The 17,135-nt window shown below is 33.6% G+C and carries 16 protein-coding genes; all 16 read left to right on the top strand.

The window, feature by feature from the left end; translation table 11 throughout:
* The first annotated feature begins 81 nt into the window (after window positions 1-81).
* Window positions 82-2,304 carry an N-acetylmuramoyl-L-alanine amidase family protein gene (locus tag U472_RS13575; RefSeq protein WP_068719288.1) on the top strand — a complete coding sequence of 741 codons (2,223 nt, stop codon included), beginning with the start codon at window positions 82-84 and terminating at the stop codon, window positions 2,302-2,304.
* Window positions 2,304-2,792, top strand: coding sequence for a GerMN domain-containing protein (locus U472_RS13570; RefSeq protein WP_068719287.1), 489 nt, complete (start codon window positions 2,304-2,306; stop codon window positions 2,790-2,792). Before U472_RS13575 ends, U472_RS13570 begins: the two co-directional genes overlap by 1 nt.
* 244 nt (window positions 2,793-3,036) lie before the next feature.
* Window positions 3,037-3,852: a glutamate racemase gene (murI, locus tag U472_RS13565; RefSeq protein WP_068719286.1), complete on the top strand. Its 816-nt coding sequence runs from the start codon at window positions 3,037-3,039 to the stop codon at window positions 3,850-3,852.
* A gap of 503 nt (window positions 3,853-4,355) precedes the next feature.
* Entirely contained in the window at window positions 4,356-5,327 is a 972-nt protein-coding gene (locus U472_RS13560; RefSeq protein ID WP_068719285.1) for a TAXI family TRAP transporter solute-binding subunit, read from the top strand.
* Window positions 5,328-5,488: 161 nt separating this feature from the next.
* Window positions 5,489-5,947, top strand: a complete 459-nt coding sequence (locus U472_RS13555; protein WP_176714183.1) for a DUF1850 domain-containing protein — start codon at window positions 5,489-5,491, stop codon at window positions 5,945-5,947.
* Entirely contained in the window at window positions 5,926-7,860 is a 1,935-nt protein-coding gene (locus U472_RS13550) for a TRAP transporter permease (RefSeq protein WP_068719283.1), read from the top strand. The genes U472_RS13555 and U472_RS13550 overlap by 22 nt, the downstream gene beginning before the upstream one ends.
* A gap of 128 nt (window positions 7,861-7,988) precedes the next feature.
* On the top strand, window positions 7,989-8,165 hold the full coding sequence (locus U472_RS16915; protein ID WP_176714182.1) for a hypothetical protein: 177 nt from the start codon (window positions 7,989-7,991) through the stop codon (window positions 8,163-8,165).
* A 61-nt stretch (window positions 8,166-8,226) separates the two neighbouring features.
* Window positions 8,227-8,814: an anthranilate synthase component II gene (locus tag U472_RS13545; protein WP_068719282.1), complete on the top strand. Its 588-nt coding sequence runs from the start codon at window positions 8,227-8,229 to the stop codon at window positions 8,812-8,814.
* Window positions 8,807-10,156, top strand: coding sequence for an aminodeoxychorismate synthase component I (gene pabB / locus U472_RS13540; RefSeq protein ID WP_068719281.1), 1,350 nt, complete (start codon window positions 8,807-8,809; stop codon window positions 10,154-10,156). Before U472_RS13545 ends, pabB begins: the two co-directional genes overlap by 8 nt.
* A complete protein-coding gene (locus tag U472_RS13535; RefSeq protein ID WP_068719280.1) occupies window positions 10,146-10,913 on the top strand; it encodes an aminotransferase class IV in 768 nt (255 codons plus the stop codon). Before pabB ends, U472_RS13535 begins: the two co-directional genes overlap by 11 nt.
* Window positions 10,914-11,480: a GTP cyclohydrolase I FolE gene (folE, locus tag U472_RS13530; RefSeq protein ID WP_068719279.1), complete on the top strand. Its 567-nt coding sequence runs from the start codon at window positions 10,914-10,916 to the stop codon at window positions 11,478-11,480.
* 195 nt (window positions 11,481-11,675) lie between these two features.
* The gene (gene folP / locus U472_RS13525; protein WP_068719278.1) at window positions 11,676-12,464 is read left to right on the top strand and encodes a dihydropteroate synthase; all 789 of its coding nucleotides are present in this window, start codon (window positions 11,676-11,678) and stop codon (window positions 12,462-12,464) included.
* A 108-nt stretch (window positions 12,465-12,572) separates the two neighbouring features.
* Window positions 12,573-12,935, top strand: a complete 363-nt coding sequence (folB, locus tag U472_RS13520) for a dihydroneopterin aldolase (protein WP_068719277.1) — start codon at window positions 12,573-12,575, stop codon at window positions 12,933-12,935.
* Between the two features lie 85 nt (window positions 12,936-13,020).
* Complete coding sequence (gene folK / locus U472_RS13515) at window positions 13,021-13,506, top strand: 2-amino-4-hydroxy-6-hydroxymethyldihydropteridine diphosphokinase (RefSeq protein ID WP_068719276.1); 486 nt, start codon at window positions 13,021-13,023, stop codon at window positions 13,504-13,506.
* A gap of 52 nt (window positions 13,507-13,558) precedes the next feature.
* Entirely contained in the window at window positions 13,559-14,302 is a 744-nt protein-coding gene (locus U472_RS13510) for an MBL fold metallo-hydrolase (RefSeq protein WP_068719275.1), read from the top strand.
* A gap of 319 nt (window positions 14,303-14,621) precedes the next feature.
* Window positions 14,622-17,120, top strand: a complete 2,499-nt coding sequence (locus U472_RS13505) for an ABC transporter permease (protein ID WP_068719274.1) — start codon at window positions 14,622-14,624, stop codon at window positions 17,118-17,120.
* The last annotated feature ends 15 nt before the right edge of the window (window positions 17,121-17,135 follow it).

The following is a 17,135-nucleotide window of genomic DNA, read 5'->3' as shown; positions in this document are numbered from 1 at the left end:
AGGACTTTATAAAATTAATAAGAATATTAATGGTAAACTAATAAACAATTATAGATAGTCTAAGTTTAGGAGGCAAGCAATATGCCAAAGCGGGTATTAGTACTGACATTAATGTTTTTGGTAATAACATCTATATCTATTAGAGCAGAAGAAGATGATGAGATTAGGCTGATGATTAATGGTGATTTAATTACTGATCAATTAGATTATAAGATAGTAGATAATAGTATATTAATTCCTTTAGAGATATTGACAGATAATCTCTCTATTAAAATGAAATGGTTTACATCTATTGATACTATCCAGTTAGATAAAGAAGGTAAGGTTATCAAATTTAGAGTTGGTGATAAGTACTTACAAGTTGATAATCAAATCATTAAAATGGATACAAAAGTAATATCAATTAATGAGAAGATTATGGTTCCATTGAAGGATTTGGGTAATGCTTTAGGTTTATTGATTAAGTCCTATCCTGAGCAGAGAATCGTTAAGATATCTGAGGTTAAAGGGAAGATTAAGGATATAGATTATCCTAAGAATGAAGATTATGAGGGTTTAGAGTTGTTAATAACCGAAGAAGTAGATTATGATGTCCAGTTCTTCTCAAATCCAGCTAGGATAGTCTTAGATATTCAAGGTGCTACAATTACCTCGAATTTGGACAAGCCTAAGGTAGATAGTGATTTAATTAAAGGCTACCATATCTCTCAATTAAATAATAATACTAAAGTAATAATAGACTTATATGATAATATAAATTATAATATTGAACAGAGAAAAGATGGAGATGAATATAAATATTTAGTAAAGCTGAGTCCAATTATTAACTCTATCAATTATGATGGTTCAAGGATTAATATTGGAGCTACAAGACCTTTAAATGCTACTAGGGTTAATTATCTGTCAAATCCTAGTAGAGTAGTGATTGATATTAAAAATGCTGCTTTAGAGAAGGCAAGAGAGCTAAAGGTTGAAGATAAGTCTATTAAGAGGGTTAGATTGAGCCAATTTCAGACTCAACCATATAATATAGTTAGAGTAGTCTTGGATTTAGAAGGTGAAATTAAGGTAGAAGTAGAAAATAATGGGGGGGACCTAGCGGTTATACCGTTAAGTAGCCAACTATTAGGAATAGATTATAGTTCAGAAGAAGACCTTTTATTTAAACTAAGTAATCAAGTAGAGCCAAAAGTATTCCCGCTGGTTAATGGCGATAGATTGGTCTTTGATTTTCCTTTCACAGTAAATACTATCAAAGAACATACTTTGAAGGTAGATAATAAACTAATTGAGGAGATTAGAATTTCTCAGTTTAATAAAGAAAAGTCAAGGGTAGTGGTTGACTTGACTAAATTAGTACCTTACAAACTAGAATGGAAAGGCAATAATCTTCAGGTAAAGTTGGTCAATAATTTGACTGGGGTGCATTTGGAAGAGAAGAAGTTAAAGCAGACTTTGAAGCTTTCTCTTTTAAAGGATAGAGAGTATAAGGTATATAAGTTAGTTAATCCTAATCGTTTAGTAATAGATATCTTTGATACTATAGTTGATCTCAAGCAGATTGAACTTTCCAAGGTTGATGGAATAATTAAGGATATTAGGGTTAGTCAATACTCTACAGATCCTAATCAAGTAAGAATAGCTTTGGAATTAGAAAAGGATTTAGATTTTGAAATCAAATCTGAAAGCATAACTGATAATATAGAGATAGATATAATAGAAGAACGTTTCAGGAGCTATTTAAAAGGTAAAGTAATAGTAGTAGATGCAGGGCATGGAGGTCGTGACCCTGGTGCTATAGGTTACTCTGGCTCTAGAGAAAAAGATTTGGTCTTAGATATGGCTCTGAGGTTAGAGGAGTTATTAGAAGATGGTGGGGCTGAGGTAATTATGACTAGAAAGACTGATGATTATATTGAATTGACAGACCGGTCCAAGATAGCCAATGATAATAATGCCGATATCTTTGTCAGTCTTCACCTTAACTCACATGTGGATGGTCAGTATAGTGGTACTGAAACTTATATAAGACCTAATTATAATCAGGCAAATTTATTATTAGCCAATCTGACTCAAAGAGCTTTACTTAGGGATTTAGGTACTTATGATCGTGGAGTGAAGGCTAATGATTTAAAAGTATTAGATACTACAAATATGCCTGCTGTTTTAAATGAAATTGCTTTTTTGAGTAATAAAGAAGAAGAAGTGTTGTTAATGAGTGAAGAGTTTAGGGATAAGGCAGCTATAGCTTTATACAAAGGTATCAATAATTACTTTAGGTTGTTGGCAGAGGAGGAGTCTTGATGTTAAAAGAGAAAATTATAAACTTATATATTGTTGTGGGACTTTGTATCTTGGTTATTCTTTTGTTCTCTGAGTTTTTTACAACTAAAGAGGTTAAATTATATTTTAGTGATGCTCAGGCTCAATACTTGACAGCTGAGATAAGAGAGATAAAGTCTAACAATCTGTATGAGAATGTCATTAAAGAGTTGATTAAAGGACCAGAAACTAAAGGGCTGGAGATGACTATTCCTACTCAAACGAAGTTATTGGGAATAGAGCTGAAGGGGAGGACAGCTACAGTTGACTTTAGTAAGGAAATACAGACTAATCATTGGGGTGGGAGTACAGGCGAGACAGTTACTGTCTATTCTATTGTCAATACATTAACTGCTCTCGATGGTGTAGATAAGGTTCAAATATTGGTTGAAGGTAGTAAGGTACAGACTTTGGTAGGTCATTTAGAGTTAGAAGAACCCTTAACTTTTAATAGCAACTTAATAAATTAAAGGTTAGATTTAGGCGAGGCTGTGGTCTCGTCTTTACTTTGTAAGTATATATTAATGAGAAATTATAATTACTAATTCCTTGTTTAACATATAATAATAAATAATATAATTAGTTATATTCATTAAAATCATGTTATAATTAACTTTATATTTGGACTAGAATATAAATAAAATAAAAATATTACCTAATATTCTGTAAATGAATATTATAATAATAAATTAAGAGTTGGATAGGATGGTGACAATGGGTAAAAAAAATCCAATAGCTCTCTTTGATTCGGGAGTAGGGGGGCTAACAATTGCTAAAGAGGTAATAGCTGAATTTCCTAAGGAGCAGATTATCTACTTTGGGGATACAGCTCATCTCCCTTATGGTATAAGATCACAAAGTCAGGTAAGGGACTTTGTGCTTGAGATTATAGATTACTTTATTAAAATGGATGCTAAGATGGTAATAATAGCTTGTAATACTGCTACAGCAGCAGGATTAAAGGATGCTCAAAAGAGATTTGATATACCAATTATAGGACCAATTGAACCAGGTGTAGAAGAGGCTGTATTGGCAACAGATAATAATAAGATAGGAGTAATAGCAACAGAAGGGACAATTGAAAGTGGAGCCTATCAGAAGGGGCTAAAGGAGGCATCTTCTAAGATTGAGGTCTTCTCCCAGCCCTGTCCTGAATTCATTCCGTTAGTTGAGAGAGGAGAGCTTTATAGTAGTGAAGCTAAAGAGATTGCTGAGGCTTATCTTACACCATTAAAGAAAGAAAGGATAGATACTTTATTATTGGGTTGTACTCATTTTCCTTATTTAGAGGGAATTATTAGAGATGTTATGGGGGAAAAGGTAAAGTTGATTTATCCTGGTAGAGGTATTGCATTAAAGGTTCGGGAGATTTTAAATAAAAAGGACTTGTTAAATGAAGATAATAGTATAGAGGATAACCAATTTTATGTCAGTGATTTAGATAAACTATCTAATGATTTTGTGAAATTAGGTAAAGAATTTTTAAATTTTAAAGAATTGGAATTCAGAAAGCTTAATATTTGGAGATAATCAATAAATTATTAAATTTAATCTGAAGGTCTCAATTAACCTCTAATTGAGACTTTTTATTATTTTAAGTCTATATTATTTTATTCGATATAGTTATCTATCTTTGAATTAAATTTTATATTAAATTAAGGTTGATTGATGAAAATGAGTGACTAGTAAGGTCGTAAATACTTGTTATATATCGCTTATGATTGATAATGTATATATTATTAAATTCAATTTTGGTGTTTTTTTATTTAGAATAGATAGTATTAATATAATAAGGTATATGGTTAGGAGAATTTATAATTTTTATGAAACTTATTGAGTTATTATAATAAACTTGACATCTAATGTAAAAAAATATATAATTGAATAGGGTATATAGGTACCTCTGGTTTGGCTTTAATATGGGATATCTTCTGTATTCTTTTTTAACTTTTGTTAAAATTTAGTATTGAGCATCTAATTTTTATGTTTAATAATTACTTACATAAGTGATTATGAGAAGGGAGAAATGAGAAATGTTTTTGACTAAGAATAAGGTAATGTTTTTAAGTGTGTTGTTAGTGTTAGGTCTGTTTGTTGTAGGGTGCGGGTCAGATAAAGGTGTAAAGACTGAAACTAAGTTCTTATCTATTGCAACTGGAGGTACTTCAGGTACATATTATCCTATAGGTGGAGCTATTGCAAAGATAATTAATGAGGATGTAGATAATGCTAATGCATCGGCTCAGTCTACTGGTGCATCTGTAACTAATACAAGATTGATTGCTAAAAAAGAGGTAGAACTAGCTATCCTACAAAATGATATTGCTAGTTATGCAGTTAATGGAAAGAATCAATTTGCAGATAATCCTGTTGAAAATATGAAGGGAATTGCTACTTTGTATCCAGAGGTTATCCAAATTGTAGTTAGAGAGGATGCTGGAATTAAGAGTATCCAAGATTTAAAAGGTAAGAAAGTAGCAGTAGGTGCTCCAGGTAGTGGGGTAGAAGCAAATGCTAAACAAATTTTGAACTTTTTTGGATTGACTTATGATGATGTTGAAGAAGATTACTTATCCTTTGGTGAGGCAGCAAGTAGATTAAAGGATAGACAAATAGATGCAGCTTTCTTAACTGCTGGTGTACCAACAGCAGCGGTAATGGATGTAGCTGCTACTCAAGATATAAACTTACTAAGTTTTAGCAAAGATGAAATCAGTAAATTAAATGCAGAATATCCATTCTTAACTGGAGTTAAAGTACCAGCAGGAACATATAATGGACTAGATAATGATATTACTACCATTGCTTTGAAAGCTACTTTAGTGGTAGAAGCAAGTTTATCTGAAGACTTAGTGTACAATATTACTAAGGCTATCTTTGAAAATAGAGATAAGCTAATTGAAGCTCATGATAGAGCTAAAGATATTAAAGTAGAGAATGCACAAGAGGGAATGACTGTAGAACTTCATCCAGGTGCTGCTAAATACTTTGACGAAGTAAAATAGTTATAATTTCTTAGTGATAATTAATGACTAATAGCTAGTAGTCAAAAGAGAATTATTGAGAGGGGGATTCCGGACATTAGATGTTAATGTCCGGTTATCATTTTATGTATAGGTTTTATAGATGGTTAATAGTCCCGTTTATAATACTGGGATTAGTCAGTTTGTCTTTCCTTCAGGAATCGGTACTGGTAGTTAAAGAAGCTAAGGCTAACAAGATAATCTGGCAAGAAAAGGTTGAAGAAGGAGCAAACTTTGCAATTGAATATCTCCATTCGGTAGAAAGGACACCAGTTTGGGAGTATTTTAAAGTAAAAAATGGGGAGATATTCTTAACAGGAACTTTATATGAGTCCTATGGTGCAGGGTTGCCTTTTTTAAAGAAGAATAATTATATTGTTGCTAATGATAAGTTTGAGATTAAGGATATTAATCGAAAGCTAGATAATATTCCTTTACGGATCAGTGATTATGCTCAACATAAGTTTATTTATGGAGATGAAGAATATAAACTATATGATATTACTCAACCTCAGAGTTTAGTAGTGATAAGTGTAGAGAGAAGAAGTAGAATAAGATTATTAGTTGAGGAGGGAAAACGATGGTTGAGACTAAAGAGATAAAAGAAGAAGAATTATTGGAAGAGTTTGATACAGTAAGCAACTTTAGAAATTATACTGGTATTATGGCTATCTTTATTACAGTATTAGCTGTAGGGATGTCATTATTCCATCTATATACAGCAGGGTTTGGGGTATTGTTAGCTTTAAAACAAAGAGCAGTCCATTTAGGCTTTGTATTTACTCTGATATTCTTGTTATATCCCTTTAAAAAGAGGGTTAAAGAGAATAAGTTTTTGATGATCATAGATTATATTTTGGCAGGGTTAAGTGTAGTTGTTGCAGCTTATATAGTTATTAATTATAAGGATTTAGTTGCTAGAGCTGGTATCTACACTACTTTAGACCAGGTTATGGCGGTCATTGCTATTCTATTAGTGTTAGAGGGAACTCGAAGAGTGATTGGATGGGAACTACCACTTATTTCAGTGGTATTCTTAGTCTATGCTTACTTTGGACCACAGATGCCAGGGATTTTAGCCCATAGAGGCTATTCATTATCAAGGATTGCTAGCCATATGTACTTTACAACAGAGGGGATTTTTGGTATACCCTTAGGAGTATCAGCAACTTACATCTTCTTATTCTTATTATTAGGTGCTTTTGCTAAACGGACTGGATTAGGTGATTTATTCATCGATTTAGCAATGGCATTAACAGGTAGAACTACTGGTGGACCTGCAAAGGCAGCAGTAGTTTCTAGTGGTTTTATGGGTTCTATCTCAGGAAGCTCAGTAGCAAATACAGTAACTACTGGTTCCTTTACTATTCCATTGATGAAGAGTGTAGGTTATACTCCACGTTTTGCAGCAGCAGTAGAGGCAGCAGCTTCTACTGGAGGGCAGATTATGCCACCGATAATGGGTGCTGCAGCCTTTATTATGGCTGAATTTATTGGAGTACCTTATGCAAGTATAGCTAAAGCAGCTATCTTACCAGCTATCTTATATTATTTAGCTGTTGGTTTAATGGTACACTTTGAAGCTAAGAAGCTGGGCTTAAGTGGAATGGATGAAGGAAGAATTCCTAAGTTGATGGATGTTGTGAAACATAGAGGGCATATGATACTTCCTTTGGCAGCTATTTTCTATTATCTATTTAGAGGATATACACCACTTAAGGCTGCTTTTGTGGGGATTATCCTATCTTTTGTGCTAAGTTTTATCAAGAAGGATACAAGGATGAGTCTTAAAGATATACTAGATACTTTAGAAGAAGGTGCTAAAAGTGCAGTAGGTGTAGCTGCAGCTTGTGCCTGTGTTGGATTTATCGTTGGGGTTACAACTTTAACTGGTTTAGGATTGAAGTTTACTACTATTACTGTTGCTTTAGCCAATGGTAACTTGTTCTTAGCCTTATTCTTTACTATGGTAGCATGTACTATTTTAGGAACTGGACTACCTACTACAGCAACTTATATTGTATTGGCTACGATGGCTGCACCTGCTTTGGTTAAGCTAGGAGTTCCTATTTTAGCAGCACATTTATTCGTATTATACTTTGGAGTAGTAGCAGATTTGACTCCTCCAGCAGCCTTAGCAGCTTATGCAGGAGCAGGAATTGCTGGAGCTAACCCATTAAAGACTGGATTGACAGCAGTTAAACTTGCTATTGCTGGTTTTGTGGTTCCCTTTATCTTTGCTTATTCTCCATCGTTATTGTTATTACATTCTAGTGTAGGAGAATTGATTATTATCACTCTTAGTTCTTTCATAGGAGTATATGCATTAGCTGGTGGAGTTTTGGGATATCTAAAGAGAAACACAAATATCTTAGAAGAGGTCTTACTAATCATAAGTGCGATTACATTGCTATTACCAGGTTGGAAGACTGACTTGATTGGATTGGTACTTTTAGGTGTAGTTCTCTTCTTACAAAGTAGAGAGATTGGGTTTATAGTTAAAGAAAGAGCTTAATTAGATAAAAAGGGGGGTCACGGTGTAGTGGCTTCTCTTTTTTTATTGTGTAGCATTATGTGGGTATATTGCGACACTTTTCAGACCTCACCCCCTAGCCCCCTCTACTACCTTAGGAGAGGCTGATTTTGCATGAAGTGGTCGATAGACCTGGAAAGGGATTAAGGGATGAGGTAGATGTTTTTGAACTTAACTATCCTATACACTGGGGTAAAAATGTCGCATTATCATTCTATTATATTAATTTCAAAGTTATAATAAATTCAAAGAATGATAAATATAAGATTAATTTGAATATAGTATGATGATATTGTAAAATTATAATAATCAGATAATATAAAGATGTAATAGAAATTAGGTGTTAAAATGATTTTAATGATAGATAATTATGACTCTTTTACTTATAATCTTGTACAGTTTTTGGGTCAATTAGAGGAAGAGGTTCTAGTCAAGAGAAATGATGAGATTAGCATTGCTGAGATTGAAGAGTTGCAACTAGGATTGATAATAATCTCGCCTGGTCCTTGTACTCCCAAGGAAGCAGGGATTTCTTTAGAGGTAATCGATAGATTTAAGGGCAAGGTTCCTATATTGGGGATCTGTTTAGGGCATCAGAGTATTGGACATGCTTTTGGAGCGGAGATCATTGAAGCAAGGGAGCCTGTTCATGGCAAGGTACATCATATTAAACACAATAATAAAGGGGTCTTTAAGGATTTAAATAATCCTCTAAGGGTAACTAGGTATCATTCTTTGATAATAGATAGGGATACTCTCCCAGAGGAGTTAGAGATAACTGCTGAAAGTGAAGGTGGAGAGATAATGGGGATTAAGCATAAAGATTACTTGATAGAAGGAGTACAATTTCATCCTGAGGCAATTCTGACAGAGCAAGGACATGAGCTACTCAATAATTTTATTATACAGGCTAAGGGAGCGTTAAGGGATGATTAAAGAGTTAAAGACTGAACTATCAGCTTTTCAAATATATACTATCTTTAAGGATGAAGAGTATAGCTTTATTTTGGATAGTGCTATGGGGAAGAAGAAGTTAGGTAGATATTCCTTTATCAGTGCTAACCCTTTTAAGGTACTCAAATTTAAAGATAGCTCTAAAAATCCATTAGAAGAGCTAAGAGAAGAATTGAATAAATATAAGGTTGAAAATGAGACTCAACTTCCCTTTGTTGGGGGAGCTGTAGGCTATTTATCCTATGACTTGGTTCATTATATAGAGGATATATCTAGAAATGCAATCGATGATATAGCTATACCTGAATTATATATGGGGCTGTATGATTGGGTAATAGTGGTAGACCATTTAGAGTCAAAGACTTATCTAGCAACTCCAGAGTTAGATTTAGCTAAAGAAGCTGAGACGATTAAGAAGATTACAGAGATAATTGAAGAGAATCAAAGAGAATTTAACTATACTATTGTTTCAGAAGTAGGCAAATACCAGCCGATAAGAGTAAAATCTAATTTTAAAAAGGCTGATTATTTAGAGACAATTGAAAAGGTGAGAAGATATATCAAATCAGGTGATGTCTATCAAGCCAATTTAACTCAACGTTTTGAGGGAAATGTTGCTGTTTCAAGTTATGAGTTATACCGAGATTTAAGAAGAAATAGCCCTGCTCCCTTTGGAGCATTTTTGAATTTTGGTGATGTTGACATTTTATCTAACTCTCCAGAGCGATTTATTCATCTTAGAGATAGGATTGTAGAGACTAGACCTATTAAGGGGACTAGACCAAGAGGAAAGACGCTTCAGGAGGATGAAGTCCTAAAATCAGAGCTATTAAATAGTGAAAAAGATAGGGCGGAGTTATTGATGATAGTAGATTTAGAACGGAATGATTTGGGGAAGGTCTGTACAGTAGGTACAGTCAAGGTACCTGAATTATTTGAGTTGGAGGAGTATAGCAATGTTCATCATTTGGTAGCTACAGTCAAAGGAGAGCTAAGGGAAGATAAGGATTTAGTTGATTTACTACAGGCTACCTTTCCAGGAGGTTCGATTACTGGTGCACCAAAGATAAGAGCAATGGAGATAATCGATGAATTGGAGCCTACTCAAAGGAGTGTCTATACTGGTTCTATAGGTTATATTGGTTTTAATGGTTCTTTAGATTTGAATATAGCTATTAGAACAATTATTAAGAAGAAGAATCAGATTTATTTCCAAGTTGGTGGAGGGATAACTTGGGATTCAAATCCTAAGGAAGAGTATCAAGAGACTTTAGATAAAGCAGAATCTATTATGAGAACAGTTAGGGGATACTATGAAGAATAATATATCTTTTGATAGTGAATTAGCTAAGTTTGGGAGAGGATTATTTGAAACGATAAAGGTTTGGAACAGTCAACCTATCTTCTTAAAAGAGCATATAGATAGGTTATATAACTCAATTCAAGAGCTTAAAGTGCCCTTTGATATGAGTAAGGAGGAGTTAATCTCTAAGATATTAAGCTATACTGAAGGATTGAAGTATCAAGCTTTACGGGTGACTGTCTGTGCAGAAGGGTATAACTTTTCTTTAAGGGATATAAATTACTCTTCTGGTGATTATGAAGCAGGTTATAGAGTCAAGGTAGCTTCCTTTAAGCGGGGGACTAGCCCATTATATCGACATAAGACAGCTAATTATTGGGAGAATATTTATGCTAGGCGTGAAGCTATTGATAGTGGCTATAATGAAGCTCTCTTATTAAATACAGATGATAAGGTGCTGGAAGGAAGTGTTAGTAATATCTTTTTTATAAAAAATGATATATTATATACACCTTCTAAAGAATTAGATTTACTTCCTGGTATAATCAGAACTAAGGTTATTGAGATTGCCAATAAGCTGAATATTGAAATTAAGTTAGAAGTTATCGGTATAGATGAGATTGCTAACTTTGATTTTGCCTTCTTAACAAATAGCTTGATTGATTTAATGAAGGTAAGAAGTATAGAAGGGGTAGAATATGATCAGCATAATAATTTTTTTGATAGGTTAGTTAATGAATTTAATTATCAGGTATATGGGATAGAAGGGATGGAGTAGATGGATAAGAAGAAGATAGAGCGAGCAGTGCGAGATATATTAGAGGCTATTGGTGAGAATCCAGATAGAGAGGGATTGCAGAGAACACCAGAGCGAGTGGCTGAGATGTATGAAGATATTTTGTCAGGGACTAATCAGCAGCCAGAGGAGCATTTGGAGTTCTTTTCTGAGGATGAAAAGTACGAAGATTTAATAATGGTAAAAGATATAAGCTTTTATTCTATCTGTGAACACCACTTAGTACCCTTTTTCGGAAAGGTACATATAGCTTATGTTCCTAAGGAGGGGAGAATAACTGGATTCTCCCGCTTGGCTAGATTAGTAGAAACAGTAGCTAGAAGGCTACAATTGCAAGAGAGGATGAATAAGATGATAGCTGATGCTATCGTCAATGTCTTAGAGCCTCTTGGAGTTTTAGTGATTGTAGAGGCGGAGCAGATGTGTATGACTATGAGAGGGATTAAAAAGACTGAAAGTCGGACGATAACCTCTGCAGCAAGAGGTGTATTTAAAGAGGATAGTGCTGCTAGAGCTGAGATAATGAATCTTATCAAGAGCAGTAGATAGGAAAAATTCCGTCGGGAATTTTTCCCTATGAGTCTTTAAAAAATAAGACTCTCCGTGGATCGATATTTTTAAAGGTCCCATCACGGAGAATTCGAAGAACTCGTAGGGAGAGTGAAGAGACTTGATAATAATTATTTTTTTACATGTTACTAATTACTCATTACCCGTTACTATACTTAATAAAGGGGGAACAATATGTTTGAATTTGGTAAGAGAACTTATATCATGGGAATTTTAAATGTTACTCCTGATAGCTTTTCTGATGGAGGAGACTATTTTAATATAGAGGATGCTGTTTCTCGTGCCCAAGAGATGGTTGAGCAAGGAGCAGATATTATCGATATTGGGGCAGAATCTACTAGACCAGGGGCAGAGAAGGTATCAGCAGAGGAAGAGATAAGGAGGCTAAAGCCCGTAATCAAAGCTATTAGAGATAAGGTTCATATTCCTATTTCTATCGATACCTATAAGCCAGAGGTGGCTAAGGCGGTTTTGGAGATGGGTGTAGATATAATCAATGATGTTTGGGGCTTGCAGTGGGATGGGAAGATGGCTAAGGTAGTAGCTGACTATGATGCTCCAGTAATAATCATGTATAATGGTCGTAGTGATGAAGAGCGGACTAATATTATGGAAGCAATGATTGAGTTTCTAAATAAGAGTATTAAGATGGCTAAGGAAACTGGAGTTAAAGATAGTAATATAATCTTAGACCCTGGAGTCGGTTTTGGTACTACTCAAGAAGAGAATTTAGAGATTATGAGAAATCTATCAAAGTTGAAGGATTTAGGATATCCTATTCTACTTGGTACTTCTAGAAAGAGAATGATAGGTAGGATATTAGATTTACCACCTAAAGAGAGGGTGGAAGGCACAGTAGCTACTACTGTGATGGGGATTATGCAAGGTGTGGATATAGTTAGAGTACACGATGTTAAGGAGAATTTGAGGGCTGCTAAAGTTACTGATGCAATAGTTAGATAACATTTACTAATGAGTGATAAATGATTGGTAATAAGTAAAAATCTTTTCTAGTTATTGGTTACTCATCACTTGTCACTGTTGTATTTAAATTTTGGATGGGGTGAGATTATGGATAAGATTATTCTGAATGATTTATCTTTTTATGGCTATCATGGAGCATTGATAGAAGAGAATAGATTGGGTCAAAAGTTCTTTATAGATTTGGAGTTATATCTAGATTTAAAGTCTGCTGGAAAGAGTGATAACTTGGATCAATCAGTCAGTTATGCTCTTGTTTATGAAGTAGTAAAAGAGATATGCGAACAAGAGCGATATCAACTTATTGAGGCTTTAGCTGAAAAGATAGCTGATAGAGTTTTGAAGGAATTTACTAAAATTGAGGAGATAATGGTTAGAGTAAAGAAGCCAGAAGCTCCTATTCCAGGGATTTTTGATCATGTAGGAGTCCAAATCTTTAGAGGAAGAAAATAAAGTTATATAAACTATATCTTGAAATATGGGGTTTTTCAAAAAATTTGTGGAATGACTTTTATTTATATTAAAAGGAGATTTTAAGATGAATATTGTATATTTAGGCTTAGGTACTAATCTAGGTGATAGAGAAGGTAATTTAAAGAAGGCAATCGATTTAATTAGAGAATTTCCTGTAACTAATTTATTGGAGATATCTAAGGTTTATGAAACTGAGCCCTGGGGGTATAATAACCAAGATAGCTTTTTAAATCTATGTCTAAAGATAGAAACCCAGTTAGCTCCTCAAGAATTATTAAAAAAGTGCCAATCTGTTGAATCAAAGCTTAAACGGAAGAGGTTGATGAAGTGGGGACCAAGGACGATAGATGTTGATATCTTATTATATGGAGACTTAGATTTAAAGGAAGAGAATTTAATTATTCCCCATCCTCGAATTGCAGAAAGAGCTTTTGTTTTAATACCTTTAGCTGAGTTGGATGAAGGTTTACTTATCAATGGGAAGGATATTACTGATTTGATAATGGAGTTAGGTAAAGATGGGGTTGAAGAATATAAAGAAGCTTTATAATCAATAGGGTATTGCATAAATAATTCTAGCAGGTAGTAATTGGAGGGTAATAATGGAAATAACGCGTATTGGTAGAAGAGGGATGCTTTTCACCTTCTTCTATTTACAAGATACAGGATTTGGAGTAACTACAAATGTTTACGTAATTAATGCTAAAAATTATGTCTTTGTCTGTGATACCTTTTTAGGACCAGAGTCGATGAAAGAGATTAAGAGGTATATTGAGATAAATTTTAGGGACAAGCCAATTATAGTATTTAATTCCCACTATGACTGGGATCATATCTGGGGAAATTGTACCTTTGAAACTAGCTTGATCTTATCCCATGAAATATGCCGAAATAATATAATTGATAAAGCAGAGCAGGAGTTAGAGATCTATTCAGAGCATAGAAGAGGTGAGGTCAATATAATTCCTCCAACAAATACCTTTACTGATGAGTTAACCTTTTATGAAGAAGGGGTTAAATTCTTCTATAGCCCTGGTCATACCAAAGGTTCTGCTAGTTGTGTTGATTTTGTAGATGGAGTATTATTTGCGGGTGATAATTTAGAGGCACCGATACCATATTTACAAGACGGGGATATTAAGAGTTATCAAAGGACTTTAGAGAAGTATTTGCAATTAGAGGTTGATACTGTGATTCCAGGGCATGGTGAAGTGAGTAATAAGTCCTTGATTGAAGATAATTTGAAGTATATTACTAGCTTAACAAATAACCAAGCTGAAGAGTATCTAAAATCTAGATATAAGGAGGTTCATTTACAGAATTTAAAATTATTAGGGAAATTATAGATATTTGAAAGGGTTTTTGTAACCATTCAACTTTGCCCTAATTTAAATCTGATTCTAAAATTGGGTAACTTTATTTAAATATTCTTTTGCAAGGATATATAGTTAAGGTGAGGTGAAAAGGAACAAACATGAGTTTGTTCCTTTTCACGATTAAGGGTATAATCAGGAGTTTTAATAGTAATTAAAGGATTAAGGTTTAATTTATCATTAAAATTTAAAAATTAATCATTAGACAAGGTTACTTTAAATAGATATAATGTCATTAGTTAACATTATTATTGAGTTTTGATAATGGTTTTTTATTAAAGGAGGTGCAATAGTGGGGATATTACTCAAATTTACATTGAGAAATATCAAAGAGAAGAAGTTTAGAACCTTTTTAATCCTCTTCTCTATAGCATTATCTGCAGCATTGTTTTTTGCTTCATTGGCTATTTCTAGTACAGTAGAACAGATGCAGATAGAGCGTTTAAAGAAGTACTTTGGTACAGCAGAGATTATAATTTATGCTAATAGTGATTCTCCCTCAAGCTTTTTCCGTACTTATCAAGCAGAGCAGTTAAAAGAGCAATTTGAATATATTGTAGGTACTATGGATATGAGTACTTCATACAAGTACTCTGAACATCAGAAGGTCGATATTCATTTGCAGGGTTATGAATTGGATGATTTACAGAAGATGAATCCAATCATTTTAGAAGAGAAGGTTAAGCTAGAGCCTTTTGTAGGCAATAAATTGATTATTGGTAGAGTCGATGCTGATAAATATGGGTTAGAATTAGGTGACAAAGTAGATTTAGAGGTCGATGGTGAGAAGTATCGCTTTATAGTATCAGCAATTGCAGTATCTCAAGGATTATTTGAACCAGGAAGTCGGAATATTAGAGCAGTTGTCCCTAAAAAGAAGTTGGCTACACTCTATGATGCTAGGGGTAGAGTTTCTAGAATCTATCTTAAAACTAAAGAGGGGATTGAAGTAAAGGAGGCGATTAAGAGTTTATCTGAGAAGTATCATAGATATACTGTTAGAAAGACTGTAACCAGAGCAGAGATTAAGGAGTATAGCAAGAGTACTACGGCTCCTTTTATGATGATGCTACCGATAGTTATCTTTATTAGTATATTTATTATCTATACTTCCTTTAAGGTCATTACTATGGAGAGGTTACCGATGATAGGGACTTTTAGGAGTATAGGTGCTACAAGGAAGATTACAGATCTACTATTATTAGTAGAAAGTTTTATGTATGGGGTTATTGGTGGAATATTTGGTTGTGGAATAGGATTTGGGATCCTTTATGGAATGACAAATATCTTGGCTAAAAATCCTTGGTCAAGAACTGAGATGAAAGCTGAGATGGTCTTTACTTCAGGCCAGTTGTTAACAGCCTTCTTAACAGCAGTTATTATATCTGTACTAAGTTCTCTGATTCCAATTATTAAGGTCTCTAAGATTCCTGTTAAGGATATAATCCTTAATAATATCGATAATAAATCCAAGAGAAGAAGATGGAAGCCGATATTAGGCCTGCTATTATTGATAGCCTCGTTAATAATACCTCGCTTTGTATCAGATTCACAAGCTATGATTATAAATATAATTTGTATGTTGACTATAGGAGCAGCAATTATAATGCTTATTCCTATAATTACAAATTTGTTTATAATAATATTTGAACACCTGTATTCTTATATCTTTGGAAATGAGGGAATTTTAGCAGTTAAGAATCTTCGTGATAATAAGAGTATTATAAATAATATCTCTTTATTAACTATAGGAATTGCTAGTCTGTTAATGATTAATACTTTAAGTCACAGTGTTGCAATAGAGGTGAGTGATGTATATGGTGATGCCAAATTTGATATATGGATGTGGCATCCTCGGGCAGACCGTAATTTAGAACAGAGGTTACTAACTGTAGATGGAGTAAGAGATGTTTATAGTGCTTATCAAGCCAGAAATGTCAAGATTGTAGAGAAAGAGCATAGTATAAGCGAAGTAACTGGAATAGATGTTGAAGAGTATTTTGATTATTGGGATTATGATATTATAGGCGATAGAAGAGAACTATTTAAAGAGATGGAAGAAGGTAGAAAGATTATATTGACTACTATGCTTAAAGAGAAGTTGAATATTGATTATGGACAAATCCTTACTTTAGAGACTAAAAGGGGTAAGAAGAAATATCGAGTGGCTGGATTTATAAATACCTTAATGGAAAATGGTGACATGGCTTTGGTGGGAGGAAGTTATTTAAAAAGGGATATGGATTTGCAATATCGTGATCAAATTTATTTAAGAACATCTAAAGATCCAGAGAAGGTTAAAGAGGCTATTAAGGATAAATTTGCTCGAGATCGTCTCTGGCTAGATACTTTAAAGAGTATGGAAAAGAGGAATATGGAGTCTAATAATCAACTCTTTATTATTTTGAAAGGATTTTCTTTTATAGCAATGATTATAGGGGTCTTTGGTATATTTAATAATTTTGTAGTTAGTTTTATCAGTAGAAAGAGAAGCTTAGCAGTATTTCGTTCTATAGGTATGAGTAAAAGGCAGATTATTAAGATGATATTGATTGAGACGATGACTGGAGGTTTAATTGGTGGTTTAGTTGGAGTTTTTGGTGGAGTAATGTTCATAGAAATAATTAAGTTTGTTCTTAAGGCTATGACTATTCCAATTAAAATGCATTATTCTATTAGTATGTTCATTACAGCAGTGGTAGCAGGATCGGTTATATCAGTTATAGCTTCTATCAGTCCTGCTTTAAGGTCTTCAAAGTTGAATATTATTGAAGCTATTAAATATGAGTAATTAGTAATTGCTAAG

Source organism: Orenia metallireducens (genome assembly GCF_001693735.1).
Classification (GTDB): Bacteria; Bacillota; Halanaerobiia; order Halobacteroidales; family Halobacteroidaceae; genus Orenia; species Orenia metallireducens.
Note: the sequence above shows the minus strand (reverse complement) of the source record. Positions and strands in the feature narration are given on the sequence as shown.

Coding starts and splice junctions, on each gene's coding strand:
- U472_RS13575 (WP_068719288.1), top strand. CDS start 82: ATGCCAAAGCGGGTATTAGTACTGACATTAATGTTTTTGGTAATAACA.
- U472_RS13570 (WP_068719287.1), top strand. CDS start 2,304: ATGTTAAAAGAGAAAATTATAAACTTATATATTGTTGTGGGACTTTGT.
- murI (WP_068719286.1), top strand. CDS start 3,037: ATGGGTAAAAAAAATCCAATAGCTCTCTTTGATTCGGGAGTAGGGGGG.
- U472_RS13560 (WP_068719285.1), top strand. CDS start 4,356: ATGTTTTTGACTAAGAATAAGGTAATGTTTTTAAGTGTGTTGTTAGTG.
- U472_RS13550 (WP_068719283.1), top strand. CDS start 5,926: ATGGTTGAGACTAAAGAGATAAAAGAAGAAGAATTATTGGAAGAGTTT.
- U472_RS13545 (WP_068719282.1), top strand. CDS start 8,227: ATGATTTTAATGATAGATAATTATGACTCTTTTACTTATAATCTTGTA.
- pabB (WP_068719281.1), top strand. CDS start 8,807: ATGATTAAAGAGTTAAAGACTGAACTATCAGCTTTTCAAATATATACT.
- U472_RS13535 (WP_068719280.1), top strand. CDS start 10,146: ATGAAGAATAATATATCTTTTGATAGTGAATTAGCTAAGTTTGGGAGA.
- folE (WP_068719279.1), top strand. CDS start 10,914: ATGGATAAGAAGAAGATAGAGCGAGCAGTGCGAGATATATTAGAGGCT.
- folP (WP_068719278.1), top strand. CDS start 11,676: ATGTTTGAATTTGGTAAGAGAACTTATATCATGGGAATTTTAAATGTT.
- folB (WP_068719277.1), top strand. CDS start 12,573: ATGGATAAGATTATTCTGAATGATTTATCTTTTTATGGCTATCATGGA.
- folK (WP_068719276.1), top strand. CDS start 13,021: ATGAATATTGTATATTTAGGCTTAGGTACTAATCTAGGTGATAGAGAA.
- U472_RS13510 (WP_068719275.1), top strand. CDS start 13,559: ATGGAAATAACGCGTATTGGTAGAAGAGGGATGCTTTTCACCTTCTTC.